Origin of the sequence: Amycolatopsis sp. NPDC048633 (assembly GCF_040650695.1) — a bacterium.
Taxonomy (GTDB): domain Bacteria; phylum Actinomycetota; class Actinomycetes; order Mycobacteriales; family Pseudonocardiaceae; genus Amycolatopsis.
In genome coordinates this window covers 84,762-108,550 of record NZ_JBEZHS010000011.1, presented here as the reverse complement: position 1 = coordinate 108,550, position 23,789 = coordinate 84,762, and the positions used below count along the sequence as shown (strand labels likewise).

Sequence of the window (23,789 nt, the reverse complement as noted above, 5' to 3'; positions counted from 1 at the left end):
CCTCTCTCAGTTGAGGATCTCGACCGTGCGCACGGCCTGCGTGCAGGCGGCGGCGACCCGGTCGCGCAGCTGCGCCGTGGCGTACTGGCAGCCGACGTGGACCCGGATCCGGCCCTTCGCCACGACGTACCAGTCGACCTGGAGGTCGGGGCGGTCCTTCTTGATCTCGTGGTAACCGATCACGGTCTTGCCCGCGTACGACAGGCTCGGGTTGAAGGAGCTGTAGTGCTCGGTATCGCCGTCCACGCCGCCCTTGAGGAAGTCCACCAGCTTCTGCGGCTCCGCCGTCGCGTCGTAGTCCATGACGAACTCCTGGGCGACCAGGAGGTCGTTGCCGTCGCGGGACTCCAGCGGGTGGATGACGACCTGGCGCTGGGCGACCCGGTCGTCGGTCTGGACCCAGTCCTCGGGCGAGACGAACTTGAAGTCGTACTGCGAAAGCGTCCGGCCCGTCTCGGCCTGGCCGCCGGAGTCGCCGAACACGACGATCCCGGTGACGACCAGCGCGGCCACGACGACCACGGCGCCGGCGACGATCCCCCAGAGCTTCCCCCGGCCGGGCTTCTTCTCCGGCGACGCGGTGGCCCCGCCGGGGCGGTTGCCCGGTGGGGCGGACTGGCCGGCGGGCGGGGTCCACGGCGGCCGGGCCACCGGCTGCCCGTGGGGCGGGGACGGCGGCGGGGCCGCGCGGTTCGGGAACCCGTTGGCGGCGGCCGGAACCGGCCCGGAGGACGGCGTGCGCGGCGGTACCGGCCGCTGGCCCGCGTCACCGGGGCGCGGGGCGACGTCGCCGGGGCGGACGACCTCCGTGCGCTGCGCCGCCGGGTTGAGGGCACCTCCCGGCACCGCGCCCAGCCGGGCCATCGCCTCGCCGGGCAGCGCGCCCGTGCGGTCCGGGTCGACCAGCACCGCCCGCAGCGCGCCGCGCGCGACCACCGTCTCGGGCTGGTCGAGGCTCGTCGGCACGACGCCGGTGCGTTCGTGCACCAGCCGCGAGATCATCGGGATCCGGCTCGACCCGCCGACCAGGAAGATCGCCGTGAGCTGCTTCGGCCGCAGGCCGGCGTCGCCGATCGACGCGACCGTCAGCTCCACCGCGCGCCCCAGCGGCGCCGTGATCAGCCGTTCCAGGTCTTCGCGCGTCACGTGCGCGTCGGCGAACGGCGGCGGCATCGGCACGTCGGTGTAGGCGTGCCGCGACAGCGTTTCCTTGGCTCCCCGCACGTCCTGGCGCAGCACGCGGCGGCGGCGCCGGTCGACCAGCTCACGCCCTTCGACGAGCTGGCGCCACGCGTCCTGGTCCGCCCCGGCCACGAGCGAGCCGACGTGCTCCAGCAGCGCCTGGTCGATGTCCGCGCCGCCGAAGGCCGGGTCGCCCCGGGTGGCGAGCACCTGGAAGCCGCCGCGCTGCGGACGGCCGGCGCGGTCGCGCGCGGTGTCCGGCGGCAGCCGCCGGACCACGCTCACGTCGACCGTGCCGCCGCCGAGGTCCAGCACCGCCAGCGCGTCGCCGGGGCGGCCGCTGAACTCGACGGTGCGGTCGTTCGTCACGTCCTGCGGCGCGAACGTCGCCGCGTGGTAGACCGCCGCCGCGACCGGCTCGGGCACCAGCGCGACCTCGCGCGCCAGCCCACCGGCCGCCTGCCGCAGCAGCCGGGTGCGGATGGCGCCCCAGTCCGCGGGGTGGGTCAGCACCAGCAGGTCGACCTCGGCCTCGCCGGCGAGGCGGCGCGCTTCGGCGACCGCGCGGCCCAGCACGGCGTGCACGACGTCGGTGACGCGCAGGACGCTGTCGCCGAGCAGCAGCTCGCCCTCGTCGATCCGGCGCTTCGGGTTCGGTTCGTACCGCGACGGGTCGACGGCCGCCTGCCGCTCGGCCTCCTGGCCGACGAAGAGCGTGCCGTCCGCCGCCGCGAACACCGCCGAGGACATCAGCGGCTGGCCGTCGATCACCACGACCTGCGGCTCGCGGCCGTTCACCGAGGCGACGACGCAGGTGCTCGACGTCCCGAAGTCCACCGCAACCCGGACCGTCACCAGCAACTCCCGCAGTACTTGTCGCGTTCCCCCGCGCCCGGCCGACGGGGCGCACCCTCGGGGAGGAACCTACCCCTTCGTCGGGTGCGCCCCACCGCCGTGCTCAGTCGGGCTGGATCCACGACACCTGGACGAGCTGCTTGCCGGCCTTGCGGGTCAGCAGGTTGCCCCGGCCCGGCGGCATCGCGCTGGCCTTGATGGTGCCGACCAGCGCACCCTCTTCCCGCGAGCCGTTCATGACCATGCCCGGCGCCGCGATCTCCTTGAGCTTGCCGATGATCGGGTCGTACATCGCCTTGCTGGCACCACCGGTGCGGCGGACGACCACCAGGTGCAGGCCGACGTCCTTGGCCTGCGGCAGGAAGTCCGAGATCTTCCGCAGCGGGTTGTTCGACGAGGTGGCCACCAGGTCGTAGTCGTCGACCAGGACGAACAGCTCCGGCCCCTTCCACCACGACCGCGTCTTCAGCTGCTCCTGCGTGACGTCCGGGCCCGGCAGGCGCCGCGTCATCGAGTTGAAGACGTCGCTGACCATGCTCTCCAGCTGCGCCGCCGACACCGCGTACCCGAGCAGCGAGTCGCCCTGGACGAAACCGAGCATTGTGCGCCGGTAGTCGACCAGCAGGATCAGCGCCTCCTTGGAGGTGAACCGCTCGGAGATACCGCGGGCGATCTGGCGCAGCAGGTTCGTCTTGCCCGACTCGCCGTCCGCGAACGCGTAGAAGTGCGGCTCGGCGTTGAAGTCGAGGTAGATCGGCTGCAGGTCCTCTTCGTTGACGCCGATCGGGATCAGCTTGGAGTCGCGGTGCTGGTCGAGCTTCAGCACGTCCTCGTAGCTGATCATGTCCGGCAGCAGGCGGACCTGCGGTGCGGCGCGGCCACGCCAGGCGCCCTTGATCTTCGCCACGGCGTCGGCCACGCCGGACGCGATCGTCTCCGGGTCGCTGGAGCCGTCGATCCGCGGGAGGCCGCCGAGCATGTGCAGCTTTTCGCGGGTCAGGCCGCGGCCCGGCCGCCCGGCCGGGATGTTGACCGCGACGCGGCGGTCGATGTCGGACTCGGTCGGGTCACCGAGGCGCAGCTCGAACCGGGTGCCGATCATGTCCTTGATCGCCGGGCGGATGTCGGCCCACCGGTTGGCGGCGATGACGACGTGCACGCCGTAGGACAGACCCTGGGTGGCGAGCCGGGTGATCGTGCCCTCGAGCTCTTCGAAGTCGTCCCGCAGGGCCCGCCAGTTGTCGACGATCAGGAAAGCGTCGCCGAACGGGTCCTGGTCCGGCCGGATCTCACCGCGGCGCTTGCGGTTGCGGAACTCGGTCATCGAGTCGATGCCCATCGCGCCGAAGCGGCCTTCCCGCTCGGTGAGCAGGGTGGTCAGCTCGGCCACGATCCGGCGGGCCTTGTCCGGCTCGCGCCGGGCCACGGCCACGCCACCGACGTGCGGCAGGTCGGCCAGCCCCGCCAAGGTGCCACCACCGAGGTCGAGGCAGTAGAACTGCGCCTCTTCCGGCGTGTGCGTCAGCGCCATCGACATGATCAGCGTCCGCAGCATCGTCGACTTGCCCGCCTGCGGACCACCGACGATCACACCGTGCCCGGCCGCACCGGAGAAGTCCGCCCACAACGGGTCGCGGCGCTGCTCGTAGGGCCGGTCGACGATGCCCAGCGGGACCTGCAGGCGCCCGTTGCCGAAGAAGCCCACCGGGGACAGGCCGCGGTCGTCGGTCGGGTTCAGGTTCGGCAGCAGCGTGTCGAGCGAGTTCGGGTCCTTCAGCGGCGGCAGCCACACCTCGTGCGCCGGCGGGCCCTGCCCGATCAGCCGCGAGACGATGACGTCCAGCTCGCTGGGTTCGACCGCTTCTTCGGGCTGCTGGCGCTCTTCGACCTTCGGCGCCGCCTCGATCTCCTGCGGCTCCGGCTCCTTCGGCAGCTCGATGAAGTCCGGGACGAACAGCTGCGGCCGCTTGTCCGCGCGGACCACGGTCGCCGCCGGGCCCGCGGCCTGGATGCCGGCCGGCCGGTACGGGCCCGAGACGTAGGACGCCTTGAACCGGACCAGCGTGGAGGTGTCGAACTTGAGGTACCCGCCACCGGGGACCGAGGGCAGCTCGAACGCGTCCGGCACGCCGATCGCGGCGCGGGACTCCGCCGCGGAGAACGTCTTCAGGCCGATGCGGTACGACAGGTGCGAGTCGAGGCCGCGCAGCTTGCCCTCTTCCAGGCGCTGCGACGCGAGCAGCATGTGCATCTGCAGCGACCGGCCCAGCCGGCCGATCGCGACGAACAGGTCGATGAAGTCCGGCTTCGCCGCGAGCAGTTCGGAGAACTCGTCACAGACGATGAACAGCGCGGGCAGCGGGTCGAGGTCGGCGCCGTTCTCACGGGCTTTCTCGTACTCCCAGACGTTCTTGAAGTTACCGCCGTTCTTCAGCGCTTCCTGCCGGCGGTTCATCTCGCCGGCCAGCGCGTCCTTCATGCGGTCGACCAGCGTGACCTCGTCCGCGAGGTTGGTGATGACCGCGGAGACGTGCGGCGCCTTGTCCAGGCCCAGGAAGGTCGCGCCACCCTTGAAGTCGACGAGGACGAAGTTGAGCGTGCTCGACGAGTGCGTGGCGAGCATGCCCAGCACCAGCGTGCGCAGGAACTCCGACTTGCCGGAACCGGTGGCGCCGATGCACAGGCCGTGCGGGCCCATCCCCTCGGCGGCGGCTTCCTTGATGTCCAGCTCGACCGGCTGGCCGTACTCGCCGACGCCGAACGGCACGCGGTAGCGGTCGCGGATCGGGCGGGGGCGCCACGCCTGCTGCACGTCGAACGTCATCGGGTCGCCCGGGATGCCGAGCAGCTCCAGCAGCGACGGGTTGGACAGCAGTGGCTCTTCGTCGCCGACCTCCTGCCCGGCACCGCCACCGACGCGGTACGGCGAGATCAGGCGGGCCAGCGACTCGGTCTCGACCAGGCTCAGGGTGTCCGGCCGGCCGAACCATTCGACGCCACCGGCACTGCGCGCGCCCAGCCTGTCGGCCTCCACGACCAGCCGCAGCCCGCGGCGGGCGGCGAGGTTGCCGATGGAGTCCGACAGGTCGACCAGCGTGACGCCGACCAAGCCCTCTTCGAGGATGATCTGCTCTTCGCGGGTGACCTCGGCGTCGTCGATGATGATCACGACGTGCGGCTGGTCCGGGGCCGGCGTGGCGTTGCGGGAGAACCGCTGGCGGTCACGCAGCTCTTCGTCGAGCCAGTTCTCGATCTGGGCCAGCGAACCGGCCATCATCCGCAGCTGGCCGATGCCGTCGGCGAGCGTCGGGTGCTGGGCGTGCGGGAGCCACTTCGCCCACTCCCACTCCTCCTTCGCCCGGCCCGCGGTGGCGACCGCGATCAGCACGTCGTCGGGGCTGTGGAAGCTGACCATCTGCGCGAGCATCGCGCGGGTCAGGCCGCGGGTCAGCGTGCGGTCGCCCTGCATGCTCACCGCGGCGAACCCGCGCAGGGTGATCTGGGTGGGCAGGTCCGGCACGATCGAGTGCGCGCGCACGAACCGGCGCAGCGCGAGGGTGGCGATCGGCTCCAGCTCGTCGACCGGCCCGGTCTGCGGCGGGACCAGCCGCGTCGCGAGGCGGTGCGAGCTGCGCCCGACGCGCAGGTGCAGGAAGTCCTGGTCGTTCTGCCGGCGCTCCCACATGCGGCGGCTGCCGGCCAGCGGCCACAGCGACTGGGGGTCGGGGTGCACCCACTCGAGCGCGGCCCGCTGGTCGACCATCGCCTCGCGGGCGCGGTCGCGCATCTGGCCCAGGTAGCGGAGGTAGTCCTTGCGGTCTTCGTCCATCTCGGCGCGCTTGGCGCCGCCGCCCTTGCCGCCACCGCCGGCCATCATCCCGAGCGTGCCGACGACCATCATGCCGCCCATGGCCATCATCATCGGGTTCCGGTTGCTGGCCTGGAACATGAAGACCATCATCCCGAGCGACGCGACGATCATGACGACCGGAAGCGCCTTCATGACGATGTTGCCGGGGATGACGCGCGGCACCTCGGGCGGCGGCTCGAGGTGCACCTCACCGCCCGGCGGACGCGGTGCCGCCAGCCGCGGCGACTTCTTGAACTGCAGCGTGCTCATCGAAGGACCCCTCATTCAAACTCGACGATGGCGGCCACCGTTTAGTGCGCAAGGTGCGCGGAACAACCTATCGAACGCCGCGGAAGATTTCCGGCGGATGCCGGAACCGCCCGCCTGCCCACCCTGACCTCGCCTGACGAGTGTAGGGCCCGCCACCGACAGTAATCCCGGGCTCCGGCCGCCGACCAGCGGATGACGGTGAATTTCGGACGTTCGATGATGTCGGCACCCCGGTCCGGTATAAGTTCCCCCGGGAGCAGTCTCATCAGAGCGGGGGCAGTGCAGTGGCTACGGGCACGACAGTTTTCAGCAGGGTGACGGTCGTCGCGCCCTCTACCCGGATCGACGTGGCGCTGCCCGCCGATGTCGCGGTGGCCGATCTCCTGCCGATGCTGCTGGACATGGCCAAGGAGTCCTCGCCGGACGGCGGGGCCCGCCACGGCGGCTGGGCGCTGGCGAAGCTCGGCGACGCCCCGCTCGACCCGAGCCGCACGCTGGCCTCGCTCGGCGTCGTCGACGGTGAGCTCCTGCAGCTGCGCAAGCGCAACGAGAACCCGCCGCCGCCGCTGTACGACGACGTCGTCGACGCCATCGCGGAGTCCTCCCCCGACAGCTTCCGTCCCTGGACCAAGGAGACGGCGAACCGCTTCGGGCACGTCGCGGGCGGGCTGGCGCTGGTCGCCGCCGCCATCGCGCTGTTCATGAGCGGGTCGTTCTACGGCGGCAGCGCGCTCGGCGCGGCCATCGCCGGTGGCATCGGCGCGATCGCGTGCGTCGCGGTCGGCGCGACGCTCGCCAAGGCCTACCAGGCGGAAGCGACCGGGGTGCTGGTCGCCGCGGCCGGCGGCCTGCCGCTGGCGTTCGTCAGCGGCTTCTACATCGTGCCGGGGTTGTCGCTGCGGGCGAACCTGCTGCTCGGCGCGGTCCTCGTGATCATCGTCGCCTCCGTCTGCATCATGGTCATCGGCGCCGGCATCACGACGTTCATCGCCGCCGCGACCGCGGGCACCTTCGGGGCGCTGGCGTTCCTGTTCGGCACGCTCGTCGCGCACCCGGCGGCCGGCATCGCGGCCGGCACGGTGGCTGTCGCCCTCGCCTGCATCTCGATCCTGCCGCGCGCCACGATCTGGCTCGCGAAGCTGCCGCTGCCGCACGTCCCGGGCAGCGCGGAGGAGCTCAAGGAAGACTCCGGTTTCCCGGACTACCGGGCGATCGAGCGCCGCACGGCGATCGCGCACAACTACATGACCGGCCTGATGGTCGGCTGCGGCGTCACGGTCGCGGTGTCCGCGATCATCGCCGCCTCCGGGCCCGGCACGTTCGGGATCATCCTGGGCGTCGTCGCGACGCTCGTTCTTCTCCTGCGCGCCCGCGCGTACGCGAACGGCAGCCAGGCGGTCGCCCTGCTCACCACGGGCCTCGTCTCGGCGACCGGGATCGCGATCGGCTGGCTGGTTTCGGCGAGCGCGCAGAACCGCCTGCTCTACGTCTTCGGCATCCTGATCCTGCTGGCCGCGGGCGCGCTCGTGGTCGGCGTGATCTTCCCGAACCAGCGCTTCTCGCCGCCGCTGCGGCGCACGGTGGAGATCATCGAGGCGCTCTGCATCGCGTCCGTGCTCCCGCTCGCCCTGGGTGTGATGGACCTGTACACCACCCTGCGGCACCTGAACTTCAAGTGACCGGATCGGGTGAATCTCGGATGGCAGTAGGACGGCGTTTCGGCCCCACCCGGCGGACCACGACCGCGGTGCTGGCCGGCACGATCGGCATCCTGTCCTCCCTGGCCGTCGCGCTGCCGGTCTGGGCGCAGACGGCGCCGGCCAACGGCTACTTCGCGACGCCGCCGCCGGTGGACATGGGCAAGCTGATCCCGGATTCGCGCCAGCCGGACAAGAAGTACAAGCCGAGCAAGGCGTGCGTCCAGCGCAGCACGCTCGGCCAGAACATCGTGCTCAAGAACCGTCCGTGGGGCCAGGAGTACCTGCAGATCTCGAAGGCGCAGGAGATCGTCAAGGGGGCCACCGGCGGCAGCGCCGGCGGCGGCGTCAAGGTGGCCGTGGTCGACACCGGCGTGACGCGCCACCCGTGGCTGCGCAACCTCCAAAGCGGCGGCGAGTACGTCGCGAAGCCGACGAACGGCCAGCCGGACGGGCTCGAGGACTGCGACGGCCACGGCACCGAGGTGGCCGGCATCATCGCCGGCAAGCCGGACAACCCGGAGGTCGGGTTCATCGGCGTCGCCCCGGACGCGACGATCGTGTCCTACCGCCAGCTGAGCGAGAACTACGAGCCCGACACCTCGACGTCGACGCCGCCGGCGAGCAACACCGCCGGGGGCACGCCGTCGTCGAGCACCACCCCGCCCACCGGGTCGGAGTCTTCGCTCCCGCCGACCGGCAGCGGTGGTGGCGGTACCGGCTCCGGTGACGGCGACCAGACATCTCCCGGGCAGTCCAACGGCGGACGCCAGCTGGAGAAGGCCGGCACGGCGGGCACGCTGAAGACGCTGGCCGAGATCATCCGCGGCATCGCCGACCGCAAGGAAGCCGACGTCATCAACATGTCGGTCGACAACTGCCGCACCGCCGACGGCAACATCACCGAAGGCGAGCAGCAGGTCCAGGCCGCCGTGCACTACGCGGCGGAGGCGGGCATCGTGATCGTCGCCGCGGCCGGCAACGCGACGGACACCTGCCCGCAGAACGACCAGCCGGACGCCAAGAAGCCCAAGACGATCGTGACGCCGCCGTGGTTCGCCGACGACGTGCTGTCCGTGGGCGCGATCGACGAGTACGGCAGCGTGGCCCCGTTCAGCGTCCACGGCCCGTGGGTCGGCGTCGCGGCGCCGGGAACGCAGATCATCTCGCTCGACCCCGCCGAAGGCTCCAACAGCCTGGCGAACCTGACGTTCGAAAGCGGCGACAAGGCCAGCGCGATCCAGGGGACGAGCTTCGCCGCGCCGTACGTGGCGGGCCTGGCCGCCCTGGTCAAGGCGAAGTTCCCCCAGCTCAGCGGGCGGGGCATCATCAACCGGATCAAGGAGACCGCCCAGCACCCGGCGGCTCCGGGCGGACGGGACAACTTCGTCGGCTACGGCGTCATCGACCCGGTGGCCGCGCTGACCCAGAGCCTGCCGTCGGAGCTGGGGAACCAGGCCCCGATCCCGTCCCCGCAGCTGGCCCAGCTTCCGCCGGCGAACGACCACAACTCGACCCCGATGATCGTGGCACTGGCCGGCACGGGCGGCGGCATCGTGGCGCTGCTGATCACGCTGTTCGTGATGCGCACGATCCGCCGCAACCGGCCCGAGGAAACGGCTTCCCGGCGTTGACGTTCCCCGGCCCGCGGGCCGGGGAACCGCCTCACTTCGCCGGTGGCGCCGAGGGTTTCTTCTGCTGCTGCGCCGCGTTCTCGTCCTCACCGATCACCGGCGGGGCCACCAGGCCCGGCTCCCCCAGCAGCTCCGACGGCGACGTCGTCGAGCGCGTCTTCGGCTGGCGCCGGCCTTGGCCGCCGCCTCCGCCGAAGGACCCGAAGCCCATCATCGGCATCATCGGCATGCCCGACGTCGCGTTGTTCGCCGTGTCCGGCTGATCCGGGACAGCGGGCTGAGCGGCCGAAGCTGCCGCTCCCTCCGGTGGCGTGCCCGCGCCGGTCTGCTTCGGCTCCGCCGGGTCTCCGCTCGCTGACGAGGGTGTCATCACCTCGTCCGAACCGGCCGACGCCGGGGCCGTAGCTTCACCCGAGACGGCAGCAGCGCCGGATTCCGTTGCCTGCAGCCGGAACCGCTCCTCCGGGTACCGGTGCGCGATCTCGATGCTCCGGGCGGTCGCGTCGGGATCGTCCACACCGTCGCAAAGCCGGTCGAACGCTTCGAGGACGTCCCGCGCGGTCTCGTACAGCGCCTTCGCCGAGTCCTGCGTCTCCCGCAGCTGCACACGCGCCCGTTTGGTGCCGCCGCTCGGCAGCGACATCGTTTCGGAGATCAGGTCCGCGGCGTCGACCAGCACTTCGGCGAGGTCGACGACGACGTGGCGGAGGGTGGTCACCAGCTCGTCGAGCGCGCCGGCGAGGACGGTGAGCGCCTCCTGGAGGTCGCCGCCCGCGGAGCCGATCTCCCGCATGTACGCGACGAACGCGTCGGCGTCACGGCCTTCCCAGCCGGCGTCGAGGCGGCCGAGCCGGTCGTCGAGCCGCGCGGACACCTCGGCCGCGGCACCGGCCGCCTGGCGCAGCCGTCCGGCTTCGGCGCCGAGGTCGCCCCAGCGGCCGATCAGCGGGCGGAAGTACGTCTCGACGGGATCGATCAGCCCGAGCTGGTGCGAAACGTCGGTGAGGTACGCCAGGTACGGCTCGGCCGTCGCGGCGATCTCGTCGCCTTCCGCGTCCGCCCCGAAGGCCACCGCGGGAACGGCGGGCACCGCGGCGGCCGGCTTGGCGAGCGGGTGCGCGATGGACTCCGTGGAGCCTTCCGGTTCGGCGAACATCATTCGACCCGGCCCGCGCGCTCGATCAGCTCCGCGGCCTCCGCGTCCTGCTCGCTGTGGCGGACCGTCACGTGCCGCAGCGCTTCCGCGGCCGACTTCAGCGCCTCGGCGCCGTCGGTCAGCTGACGCCGCAGCGCGCCGGCCGCGCGCCCGTAGGACTCACCGAGCCCGATCTGCGCCCCCAGCGCGCCGTAGGACTCGCCGGAGACCCCCTCGCCGCAGACGTCGGCCGCCGCCGCGTTCAGGTCGTCAGCGGCCTCCTCGGCCGTCCGGGCGTACTCGGCGACGACCACGCCGTCCATCCGCAAGCCGGCCATGGCACCTCTCCGCTCACCAGAAGATCCTTCGAGCGTGTGACGTCCGCCGCCGCCCGATGGTTCCGCCTCAGCCGCCCGCCTGCGGGGTCTGGCTCGGGAACGCGCCGGCATTCGGGTCGATCGGCACCGAGTCGAACTGCTTGAGCACGTCCTGGGTGTTCAGCGAAGCGCCGGTCGGCAGCAGGCCGATGATCGACTCGGGCGCGGGCTGCCGGTTGTTCAAGCCGATCGCGTCGGCGGTCGCGGCGTCCGGGACGCTGTACCGGATGCCGCGGTCGGAGATCAGCTGGATCGCACCCTTGCCGAAGCTGGCCTGGCCGGTCGCGGACTGGACCACCGCGCCGAAGCCGGGCTGGAGGTAGAAACCGTTGATCGGCACGCGGTTCGGGCCCGGCGTGGTCACCTTGGTCGTGGCGAACTTCGGGCCGTGGCTGTTCTGGCCCGGCAGCTGGGTGTCGATGTAGACCGAGGTGTGGCCGTCGCGGTTGGTGCCGTCGCCGACCACGGACCAGCCGAGGCAGGCGACCGCCGAGTTCTTCGTCGCGTCGAGGATCGTCGGGACCGTCCGCGGGAACTCGTCGACCGCGATGTAGTCGGGGTCGCCGAACCGCAGCACGCGGATGCCGGACAGCTTGTCGAGCCCGAGGGTCCGCAGCTCGCTCGCGCTGCCGTGCTTCGCCACGCGCATGACGTCGGCGACCGCCTGGGACACCTGCTGGATGCCGGTCGTGGTGATGGCCCAGTACTGCGGCTGCTCACCGGTGGGCTGGGTGGAGAAGACGTCGCCCGACGCCAGCCCGTCGAGGTCGGCCGGGGCCGCGCCGTCCGGGATCTGCGGCGGGGTCAGGCGCGGGACCTCGGGGATCGCGTTCAGCAGGCCCTGGGTGATCTTCCGCGGCCGCTGGTTCAGCAGCTGCAGGGCGGTCGAGACCGAGTTGTGCGAGTCACTGGTGTCGATCTCGGCGCGGACGGTGTTGGCGTTCGGGCGGTTCTGCGTGCTCGGCAGGCGGTAGATCAGGTACGTCTTGCCGTTGTCCGCCGCGGCCAGGAGCGCTTCCTTCTCACCCAGCTCGGTGCCGAGGCTGCTCGGGGCGACGCCGCCGAAGACGGAGGTCTCGGTCTTGCCGATGTCCGGGTTCGGCTGCGTCGGGTCCAGCAGAACCTGGTCGCACACCGCCCAATTGGGGGTGATCCGCTGGGAATCCGTCGGGATCAGCTGCGGCCCGTCCGGAATTCCGGTCAGCTTTCCGCGCGGAATGTCCTTCAGCTGGTCGTCGGAAACGACCGTGGGATTCTTCACAGCCGCGGTGCTCGCCGCGGCCGGGGCGGCCGCCGGCGCGGCGCCGGGGTTGTCGCCCGTGCTCGGCTGCTTCGACTGGGCCAGCAGGAGAAGCCGCGCCGACGCCAAGTTGAACGTCGGGACGAGCATCTTCGGGTTCCCCATCACCACGTAGACCGTGCCGGACTGCTCGCCGATCACGATGCCGCCGGCCTCCGGGACCGACGGGGCCGGGCTGAGCAGCCCCCAGACGACGAACACGATCATGCCGAGAGCGCCCAGCACCACTCCCACGATCGTGGCCCTCGTGTGGGTGCGCATCGGGTCGTGCAACATCACGGCGTCGCGCCGGACCAGCGCCGACTGCATCCGGCGCAGGACGAACTTGTACGCCTGAACCTGAGACTTAGTCGTGGGTGTTGATGGCATTCTCGACCTACAGCTCTCCCCGTCGCGGTACGGTTCCGCAGGATAGCCGTACGGGGACCGTCTGGTGTGGGGTTTCTACCAACTCCGGCTAGGGTCGGATCCCCCGGGACCCGGCTTCCGGGTACGCAGCAAGCACGAGGGGAAGAGAAAGCGCGGATGTCCGTCACCACTCCTCCACGTCCGCCTGGCCCGCCCGGGCCCCCGCCTTCCGGCCGCCCGCCCGGCCCGCCGCCGCGGCCGGGGAGACCCGGTGGCCCAGGTGGTCCGGGAGCCGTTCCGGGTGGACCGGGTGGCGTTCCCGGCGGACCCGGTGGTGGCCCCGGCGGCCCCGGGATGCCCCCGCGCGGTCCTGGTGGTCCCGGCCCCGGTCCCGGCGGACCTGGTGGCCCCGGCGGACGCCCCGGTGGGCCTGGCCCGGGTGGACCTGGTGGCCCCGGCGGACCTGGCGGTCCCGGTGGCGGCGGTCCCGGTGGACCTGGTGGTCCCGGTGGCCCCGGCGGTGGCGGCCCCGGTGGGCCCCAGGGACCCGACGACAGCGGCCCCTCCACTCCGCCGCCCAGCCCGGTGCGGATGGCGCCCCCCGCGCGGCGCCGGTCCTCGGGCGTGAACCTCGGCCCGCTCCCCGTGGCGAACCTCGTCGTGCTCGAGGTCGGCCTCGCGATCGGGCTCGTGCTGCTGGCCATCAACATGTCGATGAAGTACGTCGCGATCGGCGTCGTCGGTTTCGCCCTCATCGTCGCGCTGCTGCGCTGGCGCGGCCGCTGGTTCACCCAGTGGATCGGGCTGACGATGCGCTACTCCTTCCGCAACCACGACCGCATCGCGGAGCCGCTGCCGCCGAGCACGGTCGAGGAGCTGGCCGCCGAAGAGACCACCGTCACCGGCCCGGACGACGCCCGCGTGAACCTGCTGCGCGTCGCCGTGCCGGACCTCGTGGTCGCGCACGGCGTCGACCACGAACGCCAGCAGGTCGGGCTCGCCTGGAACGACGGCACCTGGACGGCGGTGCTGCTCGTCGAGCCGGCGCCGGCACTGATCACCCAGGCCGGTGGCGCGCCCAGCCTGCCGCTGTCGGCGCTCGCGCCGTGCCTCGAGGACCGCGGCGTGATCCTCGACTCGATCCAGATGATCTGGCACTGCTACCCGGGCAGCGCGGCGCTGCCGGCGGATTCGCCCGCGCTGAGCTCCTACATGGAGGTGCTCGGGCCGCTGCCCGCGGCGGCGCGGCGGACGACGTGGGTCGCGATCCGGCTGGACCCGAAGCGGTGCCCGGCGGCGATCCGGGAGCGCGGCGGCGGCGTCGTCGGCGCCCACCGCGCGCTGATCGGCGCGCTTTCGCGGGTGCGCAACGCGTTGGAGTCGCAGGGCGTGCCGACGCGGCCGCTCGACCCGGACGAGCTGCTGCGCGCGAGTATTTCCGCCGCGGAGCTCACGTCCGTCGCCGGCTCGCCGAGCAAGGTGACGCTGCAGGAGCGGTGGTCCGGCGTGACCGCGGCCGGCATCGGCCACGCGAGCTACGCGATCACCGGCTGGCCGAAGGGCAAGATCGCCGGCAGCCTCGACGCGCTGACGAGCGTCCGCGCGCTGTCGGCGACGCTGGCGATGTCGATTTCCCCGGCGTCCGACGAGGGCAAGATCGGGCTGCGCGGCGTGGTCCGGCTGAGTGCGCGCAACCCGCGTGAGCTCGAAGCCGCCGACCAGCGGCTGCAGGGACTGGCCGAGCGGCTGGACGTGAACCTGACGCCCCTGCGCGGGCTGCAGGTCTCCGCGTTCGCCGCGACGCTGCCGATCGGAGGAACCGCATGAGCTCCCGTGTCCGCGATGCCGGGCAGAACACCGGTGTGGCGCCGGAGTTCACCGTCGACCCCGCGATGCTCGACGCGGTCAGCCCCTCGGGCGACCGCGGCGGCATCGTGCTCGGCTCGGGCCTGAAGGGCGAGCCGCTGACGATCTCGGCGCTGCGCTCGACGCCGACCCGCATCGTGCTGGTGGGCGGGCTGTACCTGGCCCGCCAGGTGGCGATGCGCGCGATGGCGGTCGGGGCGTGGGTCGTGGTCGCGACCGGGCGCCCGACCGAGTGGCAGGTGCTGTCCCGGGCGGCCGGCAGCCGCGACGGCCGTCCGTCGCCGCTGGTGCAGATCAGGCGGTTGTCGCCGGTCGAGCTGCCGCGGCCGTCGGAGGACGCGCCGCTGCTGGTCGTGACCGACGGCGGCCCGACCCCGCAGGACCTGTTCCCGCCGCGGTCGCCGTGGCAGACGACGGTGTACGTGCTGCCGTACCTGCACCCCCAGGCGGGCGTGACGGCGAACGCGGCGGACCTGGTGCTGATGCAGCGTCTCCCGGCCGGTCAAGCCGAGCTGGCGGGCCGCATCTGGAACCTGCCGCCGCAGATGATGCGCCAGCTGACGATGCTGAAGGACGACCAGGTGGTGGCCCTGGGCCGCAACCTGTGGCGGCCGCTGCGCCTGGTGACGACGGGCAAGGAGCAGCAGCTCCTCGGCCCGGTCCGCCGCGGCGACTGAGGTCTACCCGCTCCTGGCAACGCCGTGAGGGGCACCTTCAGGGACTACAAGTCCCTGAAGGTGCCCCTCACGGCTTTCTAGGCGTCCGGCTGGGACGCGCTGCAGATCCAGTTGCCGGAGGCGTTCTTCAGCAGCCTCGGCGGCGTGTTCACGAAGTAGGCGTTGACCTGGCGGTGGGTGCCGTCGTGCCAGAGCGTTTGCTCGTCCCAGGGGCCGTAACAGTCGGTGTAGTGGCTGCCGTTGTCCCAGTCCACGTGGATCAGGGCGAAGCTGTTGACGCAGTGCCGGTAGTGCGCGTCCATGCCCTGCGAGCTGTACCCGCAGGGAAACGGGATCGGCGCCGCGGTGGCCGCGGCGGGGACCATCACGGCGGCGCCGAAGACGGCCACGATTCCCGCGGTGATACGACGAAGACTTGTCGACATGCCTCGAACATGCCACATTCCCGGCGGCGCACTCGCCGCCTTCACCTGATCTGTTGATCTTGTCCGGGTGACGTGCGGACGTTCCTCGTCTGCTCCGCCCGGGCCGCCAGCTCGGCGTCCGGCGGGTAGTCCACGGCCGTCAACGTGAGGCCGTGCGCGGGCGCCACCGCGCTGTCGCGGGCCCCACTTGCCAGCACTTCCGAAGGCCAGTCACGCCCTCGCCGGCCGTCGCCCACCAGCAGCAACGCGCCGACCAGGCTGCGGACCATCGAGTGGCAGAACGCGTCCGCCGAGACCTCGACCTCGAGCAGGTGCTCGTCCACCCGCCGCCACTCCAGGCGCTGCAGCTCGCGGATCGTCGTGCCCGTGTCGCGTTGCTTGCAGTACGCCGCGAAGTCCTGCAGGCCCAGCAGGGACGTCGCCGCCGCGTTCATCGCGTCCGTCGACAGTGGACGGTTCCACGCCAGCGTGTCGTGGCGGCGCAACGGGTCCACGCCCCACGGGGCGTCCGAGACGCGGTAGCGGTAGTGCCGCCGCACCGCGGAGAACCGGGCGTCGAACCCTTCGGGGGCGACCCGGGCACCCAGCACCCGGACGTCGCCGGGCAGGAGACGGTTCCAGCGGCCGGCCATGCGGGTCAGGTCCGGGATACCCTCGGCCGAGACCGGGATGCGGCCCACGGCGCCGGGATCGAGCGGTACGACGTCGACGTGCACGACCTGGCCGGTCGCGTGCACCCCGGCGTCCGTGCGGCCCGCGACCACCACGGACTTCGGCACCAACGCCCCCGGCGGCTGGCGCTGCAAGGCCTCTTCCAGAAGGGCCTGCACCGTGCGGCGCTCCGGCTGGCGGGCCCAGCCCGAGAAGTCCGTGCCGTCGTAGGAGACGTCCAGACGCAGACGGACGAGCCCGCCCTCCCCAGGGGGAGTGGCGGGCTCGTCCGGAACGGATTCCGTCGTCAGGACTCGTCGTCCTGCTGCGACGGCGGCAGCGAGAAGCCCGCGGCTTCGGCAGCCTCGGCGGAGGCGAACCACACCTCGGCCTTGGTCTGCTCGTAGTACGGGCTTTCCTCGGTGTGGTAGTACTTCGACTCGTCGTTGCCCTTGATCGGGAAGCCCTCGGGCTGCGTCCCGTCCTCGAGCGCGGCGTGGCTGCCCTCACCGTAAGGAGCCTCCGAAGCGGCTTCCTCAGCGGCCGGGGCTGCCTCGACGGCGGCCGGCTTCTCGTCCTTGGCGAACTTGGTCTTGCGCGCGCGCTCGGCCTCGCTCGTCACGGTCTTCTCGTTCACCAGCTCGATGACGGCCATCTTGGCGTTGTCGCCCTTGCGGGCCATCGTCTTGGTGATGCGGGTGTAGCCACCGGGGCGCTCCGCGAAGTGCGGACCGATCTCGGCGAACAGCTTGTGGACGACGTCCTTGTCCCGGACGACGCGCTGAACCTGACGACGGTTGTGCAGGTCGCCCCGCTTCGCCTTCGTGATCAGCTTCTCGGCCAGCGGACGGACCCGCTTCGCCTTCGCCTCGGTCGTCGTGATCTTGCCGTGCTCGAACAGCTGCGTGGCCAAGTTGGCCAGGATCAGCCGCTCGTGCGCGGACGACCCGCCGAGCCGGGCTCCCTTGGTAGGGGTGGGCATTGGTTCTCCTACTAGTTCAGCTCGCAGCGTCCAGGCACAGAGCCCTAGAGCTGCTCGGTCTCTGCGTAGTCCTGGCCATCGTCGTGGCCGTCCGAAATCCCGTCGGCGATGCCACCGACACCCTCCGACCAGCCTTCACCGTCGTAGCTGGCGGCAGCCGCGGTCGGGTCGAACCCGGGCGGGCTGTCCTTCAGCGCGAGGCCGAGGCCGACGAGCTTGAGCTTGACCTCGTCGATCGACTTGGCGCCGAAGTTGCGGATGTCGAGCAGGTCCGCCTCGGAACGCGAGACCAGCTCGCCCACCGTGTGGATACCTTCGCGCTTGAGGCAGTTGTACGACCGGACGGTGAGGTCCAGGTCCTCGATCGGCATCGCGTAGGCAGCGATGGTGTCCGCTTCCTGCGGCGACGGGCCGATCTCGATGCCCTCGGCGTCGACGTTCAGCTCGCGGGCGAGACCGAACAGCTCCACCAGCGTCTTGCCGGCCGACGCGACCGCGTCGCGCGGCGTGATCGACGGCTTGGTCTCGACGTCCAGGATCAGCTTGTCGAAGTCGGTGCGCTGCTCGACACGGGTGGCCTCGACCTTGTACGTCACCTTCAGCACCGGCGAGTAGATCGAGTCGACCGGGATCCGGCCGATCTCCGCGCCCGCCTGCTTGTTCTGCAGGGCCGGAACGTAACCGCGGCCGCGCTCGACGACGAGCTCGATCTCGAGCTTGCCCTTGCCGTTCAGCGACGCGATGTGCAGGTCCGGGTTGTGCACGGTGACGCCGGCCGGGGGCACGATGTCAGCGGCGGTGACCTCACCGGGGCCCTGCTTGCGCAGGTACATGGTGACCGGCTCGTCCTCTTCCGAGGACACCACGAGCTCCTTGAGGTTCAGGATGATGTCGGTGACGTCTTCCTTCACCCCCGGGACGGTGGTGAACTCGTGCAGCACGCCGTCGATGCGGATGCTCGTCACGGCCGCGCCCGGGATGGACGACAGCAGCGTGCGCCGCAGCGAGTTGCCGAGGGTGTAACCGAAGCCGGGCTCCAGCGGTTCGATGGTGAACCGGGAGCGGGTCTCGTTGACCGTCTCTTCGCCGAGAGCCGGCCGCTGGGAAATCAGCATTCTTCCTAATTCCTTTCCAGACGACGCCCGCCATATGACGTCGAAGGGATGGCGCGGCGGTGGCGCCCGGAGGCGCCACCGCCGTAACTCGATTACTTCGAGTAGAGCTCGACGATCAGCTGTTCCTGAACCGGAACGTCGATCTGCGCACGCTCCGGCAGCTGGTGGACCAGCACGCGGAGGTTGGACTGGACGACCTGCAGCCACGCCGGGATCGGGCGGTCGCCGTAGGACTCCTTGGCCACGACCAGGGGCAGCATCGTGAACGACTTCGGCCGCACGTCGATGATGTCCCACTTCGAGACCTGGTAGGACGGGACGTTGACCTTGACGCCGTTGACCAGGAAGTGGCCGTGGCTCACCAGCTGACGCGCCTGACGGCGGGTGCGGGCGATGCCGGCGCGGTAGATCACGTTGTCCAGGCGGGACTCGAGGATCTGCAGCAGGTTCTCACCGGTCTTACCGGGACGCCGGACGGCTTCCTTGTAGTACCGGACGAACTGACGCTCGAGAACGCCGTAGGTGTAGCGAGCCTTCTGCTTCTCCTGCGACTGCAGGAGGTACTCGGACTCCTTGATGCGCCCGCGGCCGTGCTGGCCCGGCGGGTAGGGGCGACGCTCGAAAGCCTGGTCGCCGCCGATGAGGTCAACCTTGAGGCGACGCGAAATACGCGTCGCGGGGCCGGTGTAACGAGCCATTTCTTCTTACTCCTCCCCGTTCCTCAGACCCGGCGCCGCTTGGGCGGGCGGCAGCCGTTGTGAGGCTGCGGGGTCACGTCCTGGATGGTGCCGACCTCGAGGCCGGCTGCCTGCAGCGAGCGGATCGCCGTCTCGCGGCCCGAACCCGGGCCCTTCACGAAGACGTCGACCTTCTTCATGCCGTGCTCGGCAGCCTTGCGGGCAGCGTTCTCGGCGGCCATCTGCGCGGCGAACGGGGTGGACTTGCGCGAGCCCTTGAAGCCCACGTGCCCACTCGACGCCCACGCGATCACGGCACCGGTCGGGTCCGTGATCGAGACGATGGTGTTGTTGAAGGTGCTTTTGATGTGCGCGTGGCCGTGCGCGACATTCTTCTTTTCCTTGCGGCGGACCTTCTTGGCCCCCGCCGCGGTACGAGACTTCGGTGGCATGTTCTGAGGGTTCTCCTGTTAGCGCGCGTTCTCTTGGTGAGCGGCGACCGCTTCGGCCTGTCCGCGCCGGATGATCGACCCGGCGTCGGTGTACAGGTTGCGGAGCGCCATCGGGCGGGCGTAGAGCGCCTTGGGCGAAACGCAAGCCGTGCCGCGGCGCTGGACGCCGCCCATCTGCACGACCTTCTTGCCCTGGACGCTCACTTCTTGCCAGCCTTCTTCTTGCCGGCGACCGTCTTCTTCGGACCCTTGCGGGTACGGGCGTTGGTCTTCGTGCGCTGACCGCGGACGGGCAGTCCACGACGCCACCGAATGCCCTCGTAACACCCGATCTCGATCTTCCGACGGATGTCGGCGTTCACCTCGCGGCGAAGGTCACCCTCGACCTTGAAGTTCTCTTCGATGTACGAACGCAGCTTCGCGAGGTCGTCATCGCCGAGATCCTTCACGCGGGTGTCCGCGTTGAGCTCGGCAGCCTTGATGAGCTGCTTCGAGCGGGTACGGCCGATGCCGTAGATGTACGTAAGCGCGATCTCCAACCGCTTTTCGCGGGGGAGGTCTACGCCAGCGAGTCGTGCCATTGGCGTTGATGCTCCTTCATAGATTTCATCTTCAGGTCTGCTCCCCGTCCGGTTCCGGGACCGACTCGCCTGTCGTGCCCTCTGCTTGCGCTTCGGGTGTCCCGGCCCCGGCCTGAAGTCCGGGGGTGAACCGGGCCACTCGCGTGGCCCGGCAGGTGCGGGGAGGGTGTGTAGCCGTCAATCCACTCTGGTCGAGTGCGAGTGATCAGCCCTGCCGCTGCTTGTGCCGCAGGTTTTCGCAGATCACCATGATCCGGCCGTGACGGCGGATCACCTTGCACTTGTCGCAGATCTTCTTGACGCTCGGCTGGACCTTCACGTCTTCTGCTCTCCTGTTTAGCTGCTCTTCGTGATCACTTGTAGCGGTAGACGATGCGACCACGAGAGAGGTCGTAGGGCGAGAGCTCCACGACAACCCTGTCCTCGGGCAGGATGCGGATGTAGTGCTGCCGCATCTTGCCGCTGATGTGTGCCAGGACCTTGTGACCGTTCTCCAACTCGACGCGGAACATCGCGTTGGGGAGCGGCTCGACTACGCGGCCTTCGACCTCGATGGCCCCGTCTTTCTTCGCCATGTCCTCCGCTTTTCCTTGTCGACACTGCCTGTCGCTACACTGTGTGATCAGATGAGCACGAGTGCCTGTCTGGGTGCAACGTCGACACACTTCAGCCCGAGTCCCAAGACCGTGAGTTCACGAACGCGCAGGATCCGGGCGCGATAAGTGCGCCGACTTGACAGTGTACGCAACCCGTGTCGCGACCCCCAAACCGGGGGTAATCATGCTAGGAGAACGCCCAGGTGGGCGTGACCTCGATCACCACAGACGGGTGAATGCGCAGGTCAGGCGTCTTCAGGAGCGGTGAGAACCCAGGGACCCTCTTCGGTGATCGCCACCGTGTGCTCCCAGTGGGCCGCGCGGGAGCCGTCGGCCGTGACCACGGTCCAGCCGTCGTCCAGCTCGCGGGTCTCCCCGCCGCCGCCGGTCAGCATCGGCTCGATCGCCAGGGCCATACCGGCCTTCAGCCGCGGGCCCTTGCCCGGCTTGCCGATGTTCGGCAGGAACGGGTCCATGTGCATCTGGCGCCCGATGCCGTGCCCGCCGTACTCGACGATCATCCCGTACTCGATGCCGTCGTCGCGGCCCGCGCGTTCGGCGGCCGACTGGACGGCGTAGGAGATGTCGGTGAGCCGGCCGCCGGCGCTGACCGCCTCGATACCGGCCCACATGGCGGCTTCGGTCGCCGCGGACAGCGCCAGGTCGGCGCCGGAGACGTCGCCGATGGCCAGCGTGACGGCGGAGTCGCCGTGCCAGCCGTCGAGGATCGCCCCGCAGTCGACGGAGATGATGTCGCCGTCCGCCAGCACCTGGCTCTTCGCCGGGATGCCGTGGACGATCTGCTCGTTCACCGACGCGCAGATCGACGCCGGGAAGCCGTGGTAGCCCTTGAAGGACGGGACCGCGCCGGCGTCCCGGATCGTCTGCTCGGCCAGCTCGTCGAGCTCGGCCGTGCTGACGCCCGGTTTCGCGGCGGCGCGGACCGCCGCCAGCGTGCGGGCGACGACGAGGCCCGCGGCCCGCATCGCCTGCAGCTCGTCCGGGGTCTTGACCTCGATCATGCGCCCACGGCGGAGCACTTGCAGTACACGCAACCCTCCGAGATTCACGTGCGGTCGCGCAGCGCTTTCAGCACCCGGCCGGAGATCTCCTCGACGCTGCCGACGCCGTCGACCGTCACCAGGATGTCGGCGTAGTACTCCAGCAGCGGCGCGGTGTCCGACACGTAGATCTGCTGGCGGCGGCGGATGACCTCTTCGGTGTCGTCCGCGCGGCCGCGGGACATGAGACGCCCGACGACGACGTCCTCCGGCACCTGCAGCTGGATCACGGCGTCGACCGAGACGTCGGCGTCGCTCAGGATCTCGCCGAGGACCTCGGCCTGCTTGGTGTTGCGGGGAAAGCCGTCGAGCAGGAAGCCGACCTTCGCGTCCGGCTCGGCCAGCCGCTCCCGGACCATCTCGTTCGTCACCGAGTCGGGCACGAGCTCGCCCGAGTCCAGGTAGCGCTTGGCTTCCTGGCCCAGCGGGGTCTCCTGGCCGACGTGCGCGCGGAACAGTTCGCCCGTGGAGATGTGGGGGATGCGCAGCTGCTCCGACAGAGCCACCGCCTGCGTACCTTTGCCCGCGCCGGGCGGACCCACGAGAACCAGCCGCGTCACTTCAAGAACCCTTCGTAGTTGCGCTGCATCAGCTGGCTTTCGATCTGCTTCACGGTGTCGAGCCCGACACCGACCATGATCAGCACAGCCGTGCCACCGAACGGGAAGTTCTGGTTGTTCCCGCTACCGGTCACCGACAGGAAGAAGTTCGGGAGGATCGCGATGATGCCCAGGTACAGCGAGCCCGGCAGGGTGATCCGGCCGAGGACGAAGCTCAGGTACTCCGCGGTGGGACGGCCCGGGCGGATGCCCGGGATGAAGCCACCGAACTTCTTCATCTCGTCCGCGCGCTCGTCCACGTTGAACGTGATCGTGATGTAGAAGTACGTGAAGAAGATGATCAGCGCGAAGTACAGCGCGATGTGCACCCAGCTGGACTGGTTCACGACGTAGTTCTTGATGAAGACCTGCCAGCCGGAGTTGCTGTTCTGGTCGCCGACGAGGCGGCTGATCAGGTCCGGCAGGTACAGCAGGGACGACGCGAAGATGACCGGGATGACGCCGGCCTGGTTCACCTTGATCGGCAGGTAGGTCGACGTGCCGCCGTACATCCGGCGGCCGATCATGCGCTTGGCGTACTGCACCGGGATCCGGCGCTGCCCCTGTTCGACGAAGATGACGCTCGCGATGATCACCAAGCCGAAGACGCAGATCATCGTCAGCGCGACGCCACCGCCGTTGCTGAGGATGTTGCCGCCCTCGACCGGGATGCGCGCGGCGATGTTCAGGAAGATCAGGACGGACATGCCGTTGCCGACACCGCGTTCGGTGATCAGCTCGCCCAGCCACATCATGACGGCGGTGCCCGCGGTCATGGTGATGACGATGATGGCGAGCGAGTAGACGCTGTTGTCCGGGATGATCGGCTGGTCGCAGTCCGGGAAGAGCTGCTTGCGGTCCGCGAGCGCGACCACGCCGGTGGCCTGCAGGATCGCCAGCGCGACCGTCAGGTACCGGGTGTACTGGGTCAGCTTGCTCTGGCCGGACTGGCCTTCCTTCTTCAGCTCCTCGAACCGCGGGATGACCACGGTCAGCAGCTGGATGATGATGCTCGCCGTGATGTACGGCATGATGCCGGTCGAGAAGAGCGACAGCTGCAGCAGCGCACCGCCACTGAACAGGTTCAGCAGCTGGTAGACGCCTTCCTGCTGCGCCTGGGAACTACAGGCCTGGACCGCCCCGTAGGAGATCCCGGGTGCCGGAATGGTCGCACCGATTCGGTAGACCGCGACGATGGCTAGCGTGAACAGGATCTTCTTGCGTAGATCCGGCGTCGCGAGAGCCGAGCGGAAGGCGCTGAACACGCGGGGGACCTCCTCGGCGTCGTCGGCCGTCCTCAACCGACGATCGGCTTGGCCGGCACGGGTGGCCGGCGGGAACACACAGCACTACTGGCACGCAAGCCAGGAACGCTTCGGGGCACACTCGTCCCGAAGCGTGTCGCCGACTCTAACAGCTTCACAGGGCGTGTCCGCAGTGCGTGTGCGTTTTCCGTACC

General features: G+C 70.4%; 22 protein-coding genes and 1 pseudogene. 5 read left to right on the top strand and 18 right to left on the bottom strand.

Translation table 11 applies throughout. From position 1 onward, the window contains the following. Nucleotides 1-6: 6 nt before the first annotated feature. Both AB0C38_RS21430 and eccCa read right to left on the bottom strand, forming a co-directional pair. Nucleotides 7-2,037 carry a type VII secretion-associated protein gene (locus AB0C38_RS21430; protein WP_360675850.1) on the bottom strand — a complete coding sequence of 677 codons (2,031 nt, stop codon included), beginning with the start codon at nucleotides 2,035-2,037 and terminating at the stop codon, nucleotides 7-9. Between the two features lie 103 nt (nucleotides 2,038-2,140). Further along, nucleotides 2,141-6,157, bottom strand: coding sequence for a type VII secretion protein EccCa (gene eccCa / locus AB0C38_RS21425; RefSeq protein ID WP_360675847.1), 4,017 nt, complete (start codon nucleotides 6,155-6,157; stop codon nucleotides 2,141-2,143). A 314-nt stretch (nucleotides 6,158-6,471) separates the two neighbouring features. Here eccCa and eccD point away from each other — a divergent pair, with 314 nt between their 5' ends. Continuing rightward, nucleotides 6,472-7,836, top strand: coding sequence for a type VII secretion integral membrane protein EccD (gene eccD, locus AB0C38_RS21420; RefSeq protein WP_360675844.1), 1,365 nt, complete (start codon nucleotides 6,472-6,474; stop codon nucleotides 7,834-7,836). A gap of 20 nt (nucleotides 7,837-7,856) precedes the next feature. Next, a complete protein-coding gene (locus tag AB0C38_RS21415; protein ID WP_360675841.1) occupies nucleotides 7,857-9,488 on the top strand; it encodes a S8 family serine peptidase in 1,632 nt (543 codons plus the stop codon). Between the two features lie 31 nt (nucleotides 9,489-9,519). Here AB0C38_RS21415 and AB0C38_RS21410 read toward each other — a convergent pair whose 3' ends face one another. The 3 genes from AB0C38_RS21410 to eccB form a co-directional block, all read right to left on the bottom strand. Continuing rightward, nucleotides 9,520-10,644: a WXG100 family type VII secretion target gene (locus tag AB0C38_RS21410; RefSeq protein ID WP_360675838.1), complete on the bottom strand. Its 1,125-nt coding sequence runs from the start codon at nucleotides 10,642-10,644 to the stop codon at nucleotides 9,520-9,522. After that, nucleotides 10,644-10,961: a hypothetical protein gene (locus AB0C38_RS21405; RefSeq protein ID WP_360675835.1), complete on the bottom strand. Its 318-nt coding sequence runs from the start codon at nucleotides 10,959-10,961 to the stop codon at nucleotides 10,644-10,646. Before AB0C38_RS21405 ends, AB0C38_RS21410 begins: the two co-directional genes overlap by 1 nt. Nucleotides 10,962-11,028: 67 nt before the next feature. After that, on the bottom strand, nucleotides 11,029-12,669 hold the full coding sequence (eccB, locus tag AB0C38_RS21400; RefSeq protein WP_360675833.1) for a type VII secretion protein EccB: 1,641 nt from the start codon (nucleotides 12,667-12,669) through the stop codon (nucleotides 11,029-11,031). Nucleotides 12,670-12,919: 250 nt separating this feature from the next. On the opposite strand from eccB, the gene AB0C38_RS21395 reads away from it, so the two are divergent. Genes AB0C38_RS21395 through AB0C38_RS21385 form a run of 3 tightly spaced genes read left to right on the top strand, consistent with a single transcriptional unit; the run spans nucleotide 12,920 to nucleotide 15,191 of the window. Further along, nucleotides 12,920-13,276, top strand: a complete 357-nt coding sequence (locus AB0C38_RS21395; protein WP_360675831.1) for a hypothetical protein — start codon at nucleotides 12,920-12,922, stop codon at nucleotides 13,274-13,276. After that, nucleotides 13,240-14,475 carry a type VII secretion protein EccE gene (gene eccE, locus AB0C38_RS21390; RefSeq protein ID WP_360675828.1) on the top strand — a complete coding sequence of 412 codons (1,236 nt, stop codon included), beginning with the start codon at nucleotides 13,240-13,242 and terminating at the stop codon, nucleotides 14,473-14,475. The genes AB0C38_RS21395 and eccE overlap by 37 nt, the downstream gene beginning before the upstream one ends. Further along, nucleotides 14,472-15,191, top strand: a complete 720-nt coding sequence (locus tag AB0C38_RS21385; protein ID WP_284745407.1) for a hypothetical protein — start codon at nucleotides 14,472-14,474, stop codon at nucleotides 15,189-15,191. Before eccE ends, AB0C38_RS21385 begins: the two co-directional genes overlap by 4 nt. 77 nt (nucleotides 15,192-15,268) lie before the next feature. Here AB0C38_RS21385 and AB0C38_RS21380 read toward each other — a convergent pair whose 3' ends face one another. The 13 genes and pseudogenes from AB0C38_RS21380 to secY all read right to left on the bottom strand — a co-directional run bounded on the left by AB0C38_RS21380 (nucleotide 15,269) and on the right by secY (nucleotide 23,595). After that, a complete protein-coding gene (locus AB0C38_RS21380) occupies nucleotides 15,269-15,616 on the bottom strand; it encodes a DUF6355 family natural product biosynthesis protein (protein WP_360675826.1) in 348 nt (115 codons plus the stop codon). A 41-nt stretch (nucleotides 15,617-15,657) separates the two neighbouring features. Beyond that, entirely contained in the window at nucleotides 15,658-16,509 is an 852-nt protein-coding gene (truA, locus tag AB0C38_RS21375) for a tRNA pseudouridine(38-40) synthase TruA (RefSeq protein ID WP_360676189.1), read from the bottom strand. A gap of 326 nt (nucleotides 16,510-16,835) precedes the next feature. After that, nucleotides 16,836-17,249: pseudogene (gene rplQ, locus AB0C38_RS21370) on the bottom strand (50S ribosomal protein L17); the annotation flags it as partial. Between the two features lie 44 nt (nucleotides 17,250-17,293). Next, a complete protein-coding gene (locus tag AB0C38_RS21365; RefSeq protein WP_004558887.1) occupies nucleotides 17,294-18,364 on the bottom strand; it encodes a DNA-directed RNA polymerase subunit alpha in 1,071 nt (356 codons plus the stop codon). 92 nt (nucleotides 18,365-18,456) lie between these two features. Then, on the bottom strand, nucleotides 18,457-19,062 hold the full coding sequence (gene rpsD / locus AB0C38_RS21360; RefSeq protein ID WP_284745404.1) for a 30S ribosomal protein S4: 606 nt from the start codon (nucleotides 19,060-19,062) through the stop codon (nucleotides 18,457-18,459). A gap of 23 nt (nucleotides 19,063-19,085) precedes the next feature. Then, nucleotides 19,086-19,493, bottom strand: a complete 408-nt coding sequence (gene rpsK, locus AB0C38_RS21355; RefSeq protein ID WP_004558885.1) for a 30S ribosomal protein S11 — start codon at nucleotides 19,491-19,493, stop codon at nucleotides 19,086-19,088. A gap of 18 nt (nucleotides 19,494-19,511) precedes the next feature. After that, on the bottom strand, nucleotides 19,512-19,697 hold the full coding sequence (locus tag AB0C38_RS21350) for a hypothetical protein (RefSeq protein ID WP_086681363.1): 186 nt from the start codon (nucleotides 19,695-19,697) through the stop codon (nucleotides 19,512-19,514). Beyond that, entirely contained in the window at nucleotides 19,694-20,074 is a 381-nt protein-coding gene (gene rpsM / locus AB0C38_RS21345) for a 30S ribosomal protein S13 (protein ID WP_360675824.1), read from the bottom strand. Before rpsM ends, AB0C38_RS21350 begins: the two co-directional genes overlap by 4 nt. 205 nt (nucleotides 20,075-20,279) lie before the next feature. Further along, the gene (gene rpmJ, locus AB0C38_RS21340; RefSeq protein WP_004558882.1) at nucleotides 20,280-20,393 is read right to left on the bottom strand and encodes a 50S ribosomal protein L36; all 114 of its coding nucleotides are present in this window, start codon (nucleotides 20,391-20,393) and stop codon (nucleotides 20,280-20,282) included. Nucleotides 20,394-20,427: 34 nt separating this feature from the next. Then, on the bottom strand, nucleotides 20,428-20,649 hold the full coding sequence (infA, locus tag AB0C38_RS21335; protein WP_004558881.1) for a translation initiation factor IF-1: 222 nt from the start codon (nucleotides 20,647-20,649) through the stop codon (nucleotides 20,428-20,430). Nucleotides 20,650-20,915: 266 nt separating this feature from the next. After that, on the bottom strand, nucleotides 20,916-21,692 hold the full coding sequence (gene map / locus AB0C38_RS21330) for a type I methionyl aminopeptidase (RefSeq protein ID WP_360675821.1): 777 nt from the start codon (nucleotides 21,690-21,692) through the stop codon (nucleotides 20,916-20,918). 44 nt (nucleotides 21,693-21,736) lie between these two features. Further along, the gene (locus AB0C38_RS21325) at nucleotides 21,737-22,291 is read right to left on the bottom strand and encodes an adenylate kinase (RefSeq protein WP_360675819.1); all 555 of its coding nucleotides are present in this window, start codon (nucleotides 22,289-22,291) and stop codon (nucleotides 21,737-21,739) included. Continuing rightward, nucleotides 22,288-23,595 (bottom strand): preprotein translocase subunit SecY, encoded by a 1,308-nt coding sequence (gene secY, locus AB0C38_RS21320; RefSeq protein ID WP_360675816.1) that lies wholly within the window; start codon nucleotides 23,593-23,595, stop codon nucleotides 22,288-22,290. Before secY ends, AB0C38_RS21325 begins: the two co-directional genes overlap by 4 nt. Nucleotides 23,596-23,789: the final 194 nt, after the last annotated feature.

Excerpts from the sequence above, each read along its gene's own strand:
- eccCa (WP_360675847.1), bottom strand. The coding sequence starts at position 6,157 with ATGAGCACGCTGCAGTTCAAGAAGTCGCCGCGGCTGGCGGCACCGCGT.
- AB0C38_RS21415 (WP_360675841.1), top strand. The coding sequence starts at position 7,857 with ATGGCAGTAGGACGGCGTTTCGGCCCCACCCGGCGGACCACGACCGCG.
- AB0C38_RS21410 (WP_360675838.1), bottom strand. The coding sequence starts at position 10,644 with ATGTTCGCCGAACCGGAAGGCTCCACGGAGTCCATCGCGCACCCGCTC.
- AB0C38_RS21405 (WP_360675835.1), bottom strand. The coding sequence starts at position 10,961 with ATGGCCGGCTTGCGGATGGACGGCGTGGTCGTCGCCGAGTACGCCCGG.
- eccB (WP_360675833.1), bottom strand. The coding sequence starts at position 12,669 with ATGCCATCAACACCCACGACTAAGTCTCAGGTTCAGGCGTACAAGTTC.
- eccE (WP_360675828.1), top strand. The coding sequence starts at position 13,240 with ATGGCGCCCCCCGCGCGGCGCCGGTCCTCGGGCGTGAACCTCGGCCCG.
- AB0C38_RS21385 (WP_284745407.1), top strand. The coding sequence starts at position 14,472 with ATGAGCTCCCGTGTCCGCGATGCCGGGCAGAACACCGGTGTGGCGCCG.
- AB0C38_RS21380 (WP_360675826.1), bottom strand. The coding sequence starts at position 15,616 with ATGTCGACAAGTCTTCGTCGTATCACCGCGGGAATCGTGGCCGTCTTC.
- AB0C38_RS21365 (WP_004558887.1), bottom strand. The coding sequence starts at position 18,364 with ATGCTGATTTCCCAGCGGCCGGCTCTCGGCGAAGAGACGGTCAACGAG.
- rpsD (WP_284745404.1), bottom strand. The coding sequence starts at position 19,062 with ATGGCTCGTTACACCGGCCCCGCGACGCGTATTTCGCGTCGCCTCAAG.
- rpsK (WP_004558885.1), bottom strand. The coding sequence starts at position 19,493 with ATGCCACCGAAGTCTCGTACCGCGGCGGGGGCCAAGAAGGTCCGCCGC.
- rpsM (WP_360675824.1), bottom strand. The coding sequence starts at position 20,074 with ATGGCACGACTCGCTGGCGTAGACCTCCCCCGCGAAAAGCGGTTGGAG.
- infA (WP_004558881.1), bottom strand. The coding sequence starts at position 20,649 with ATGGCGAAGAAAGACGGGGCCATCGAGGTCGAAGGCCGCGTAGTCGAG.
- map (WP_360675821.1), bottom strand. The coding sequence starts at position 21,692 with ATGATCGAGGTCAAGACCCCGGACGAGCTGCAGGCGATGCGGGCCGCG.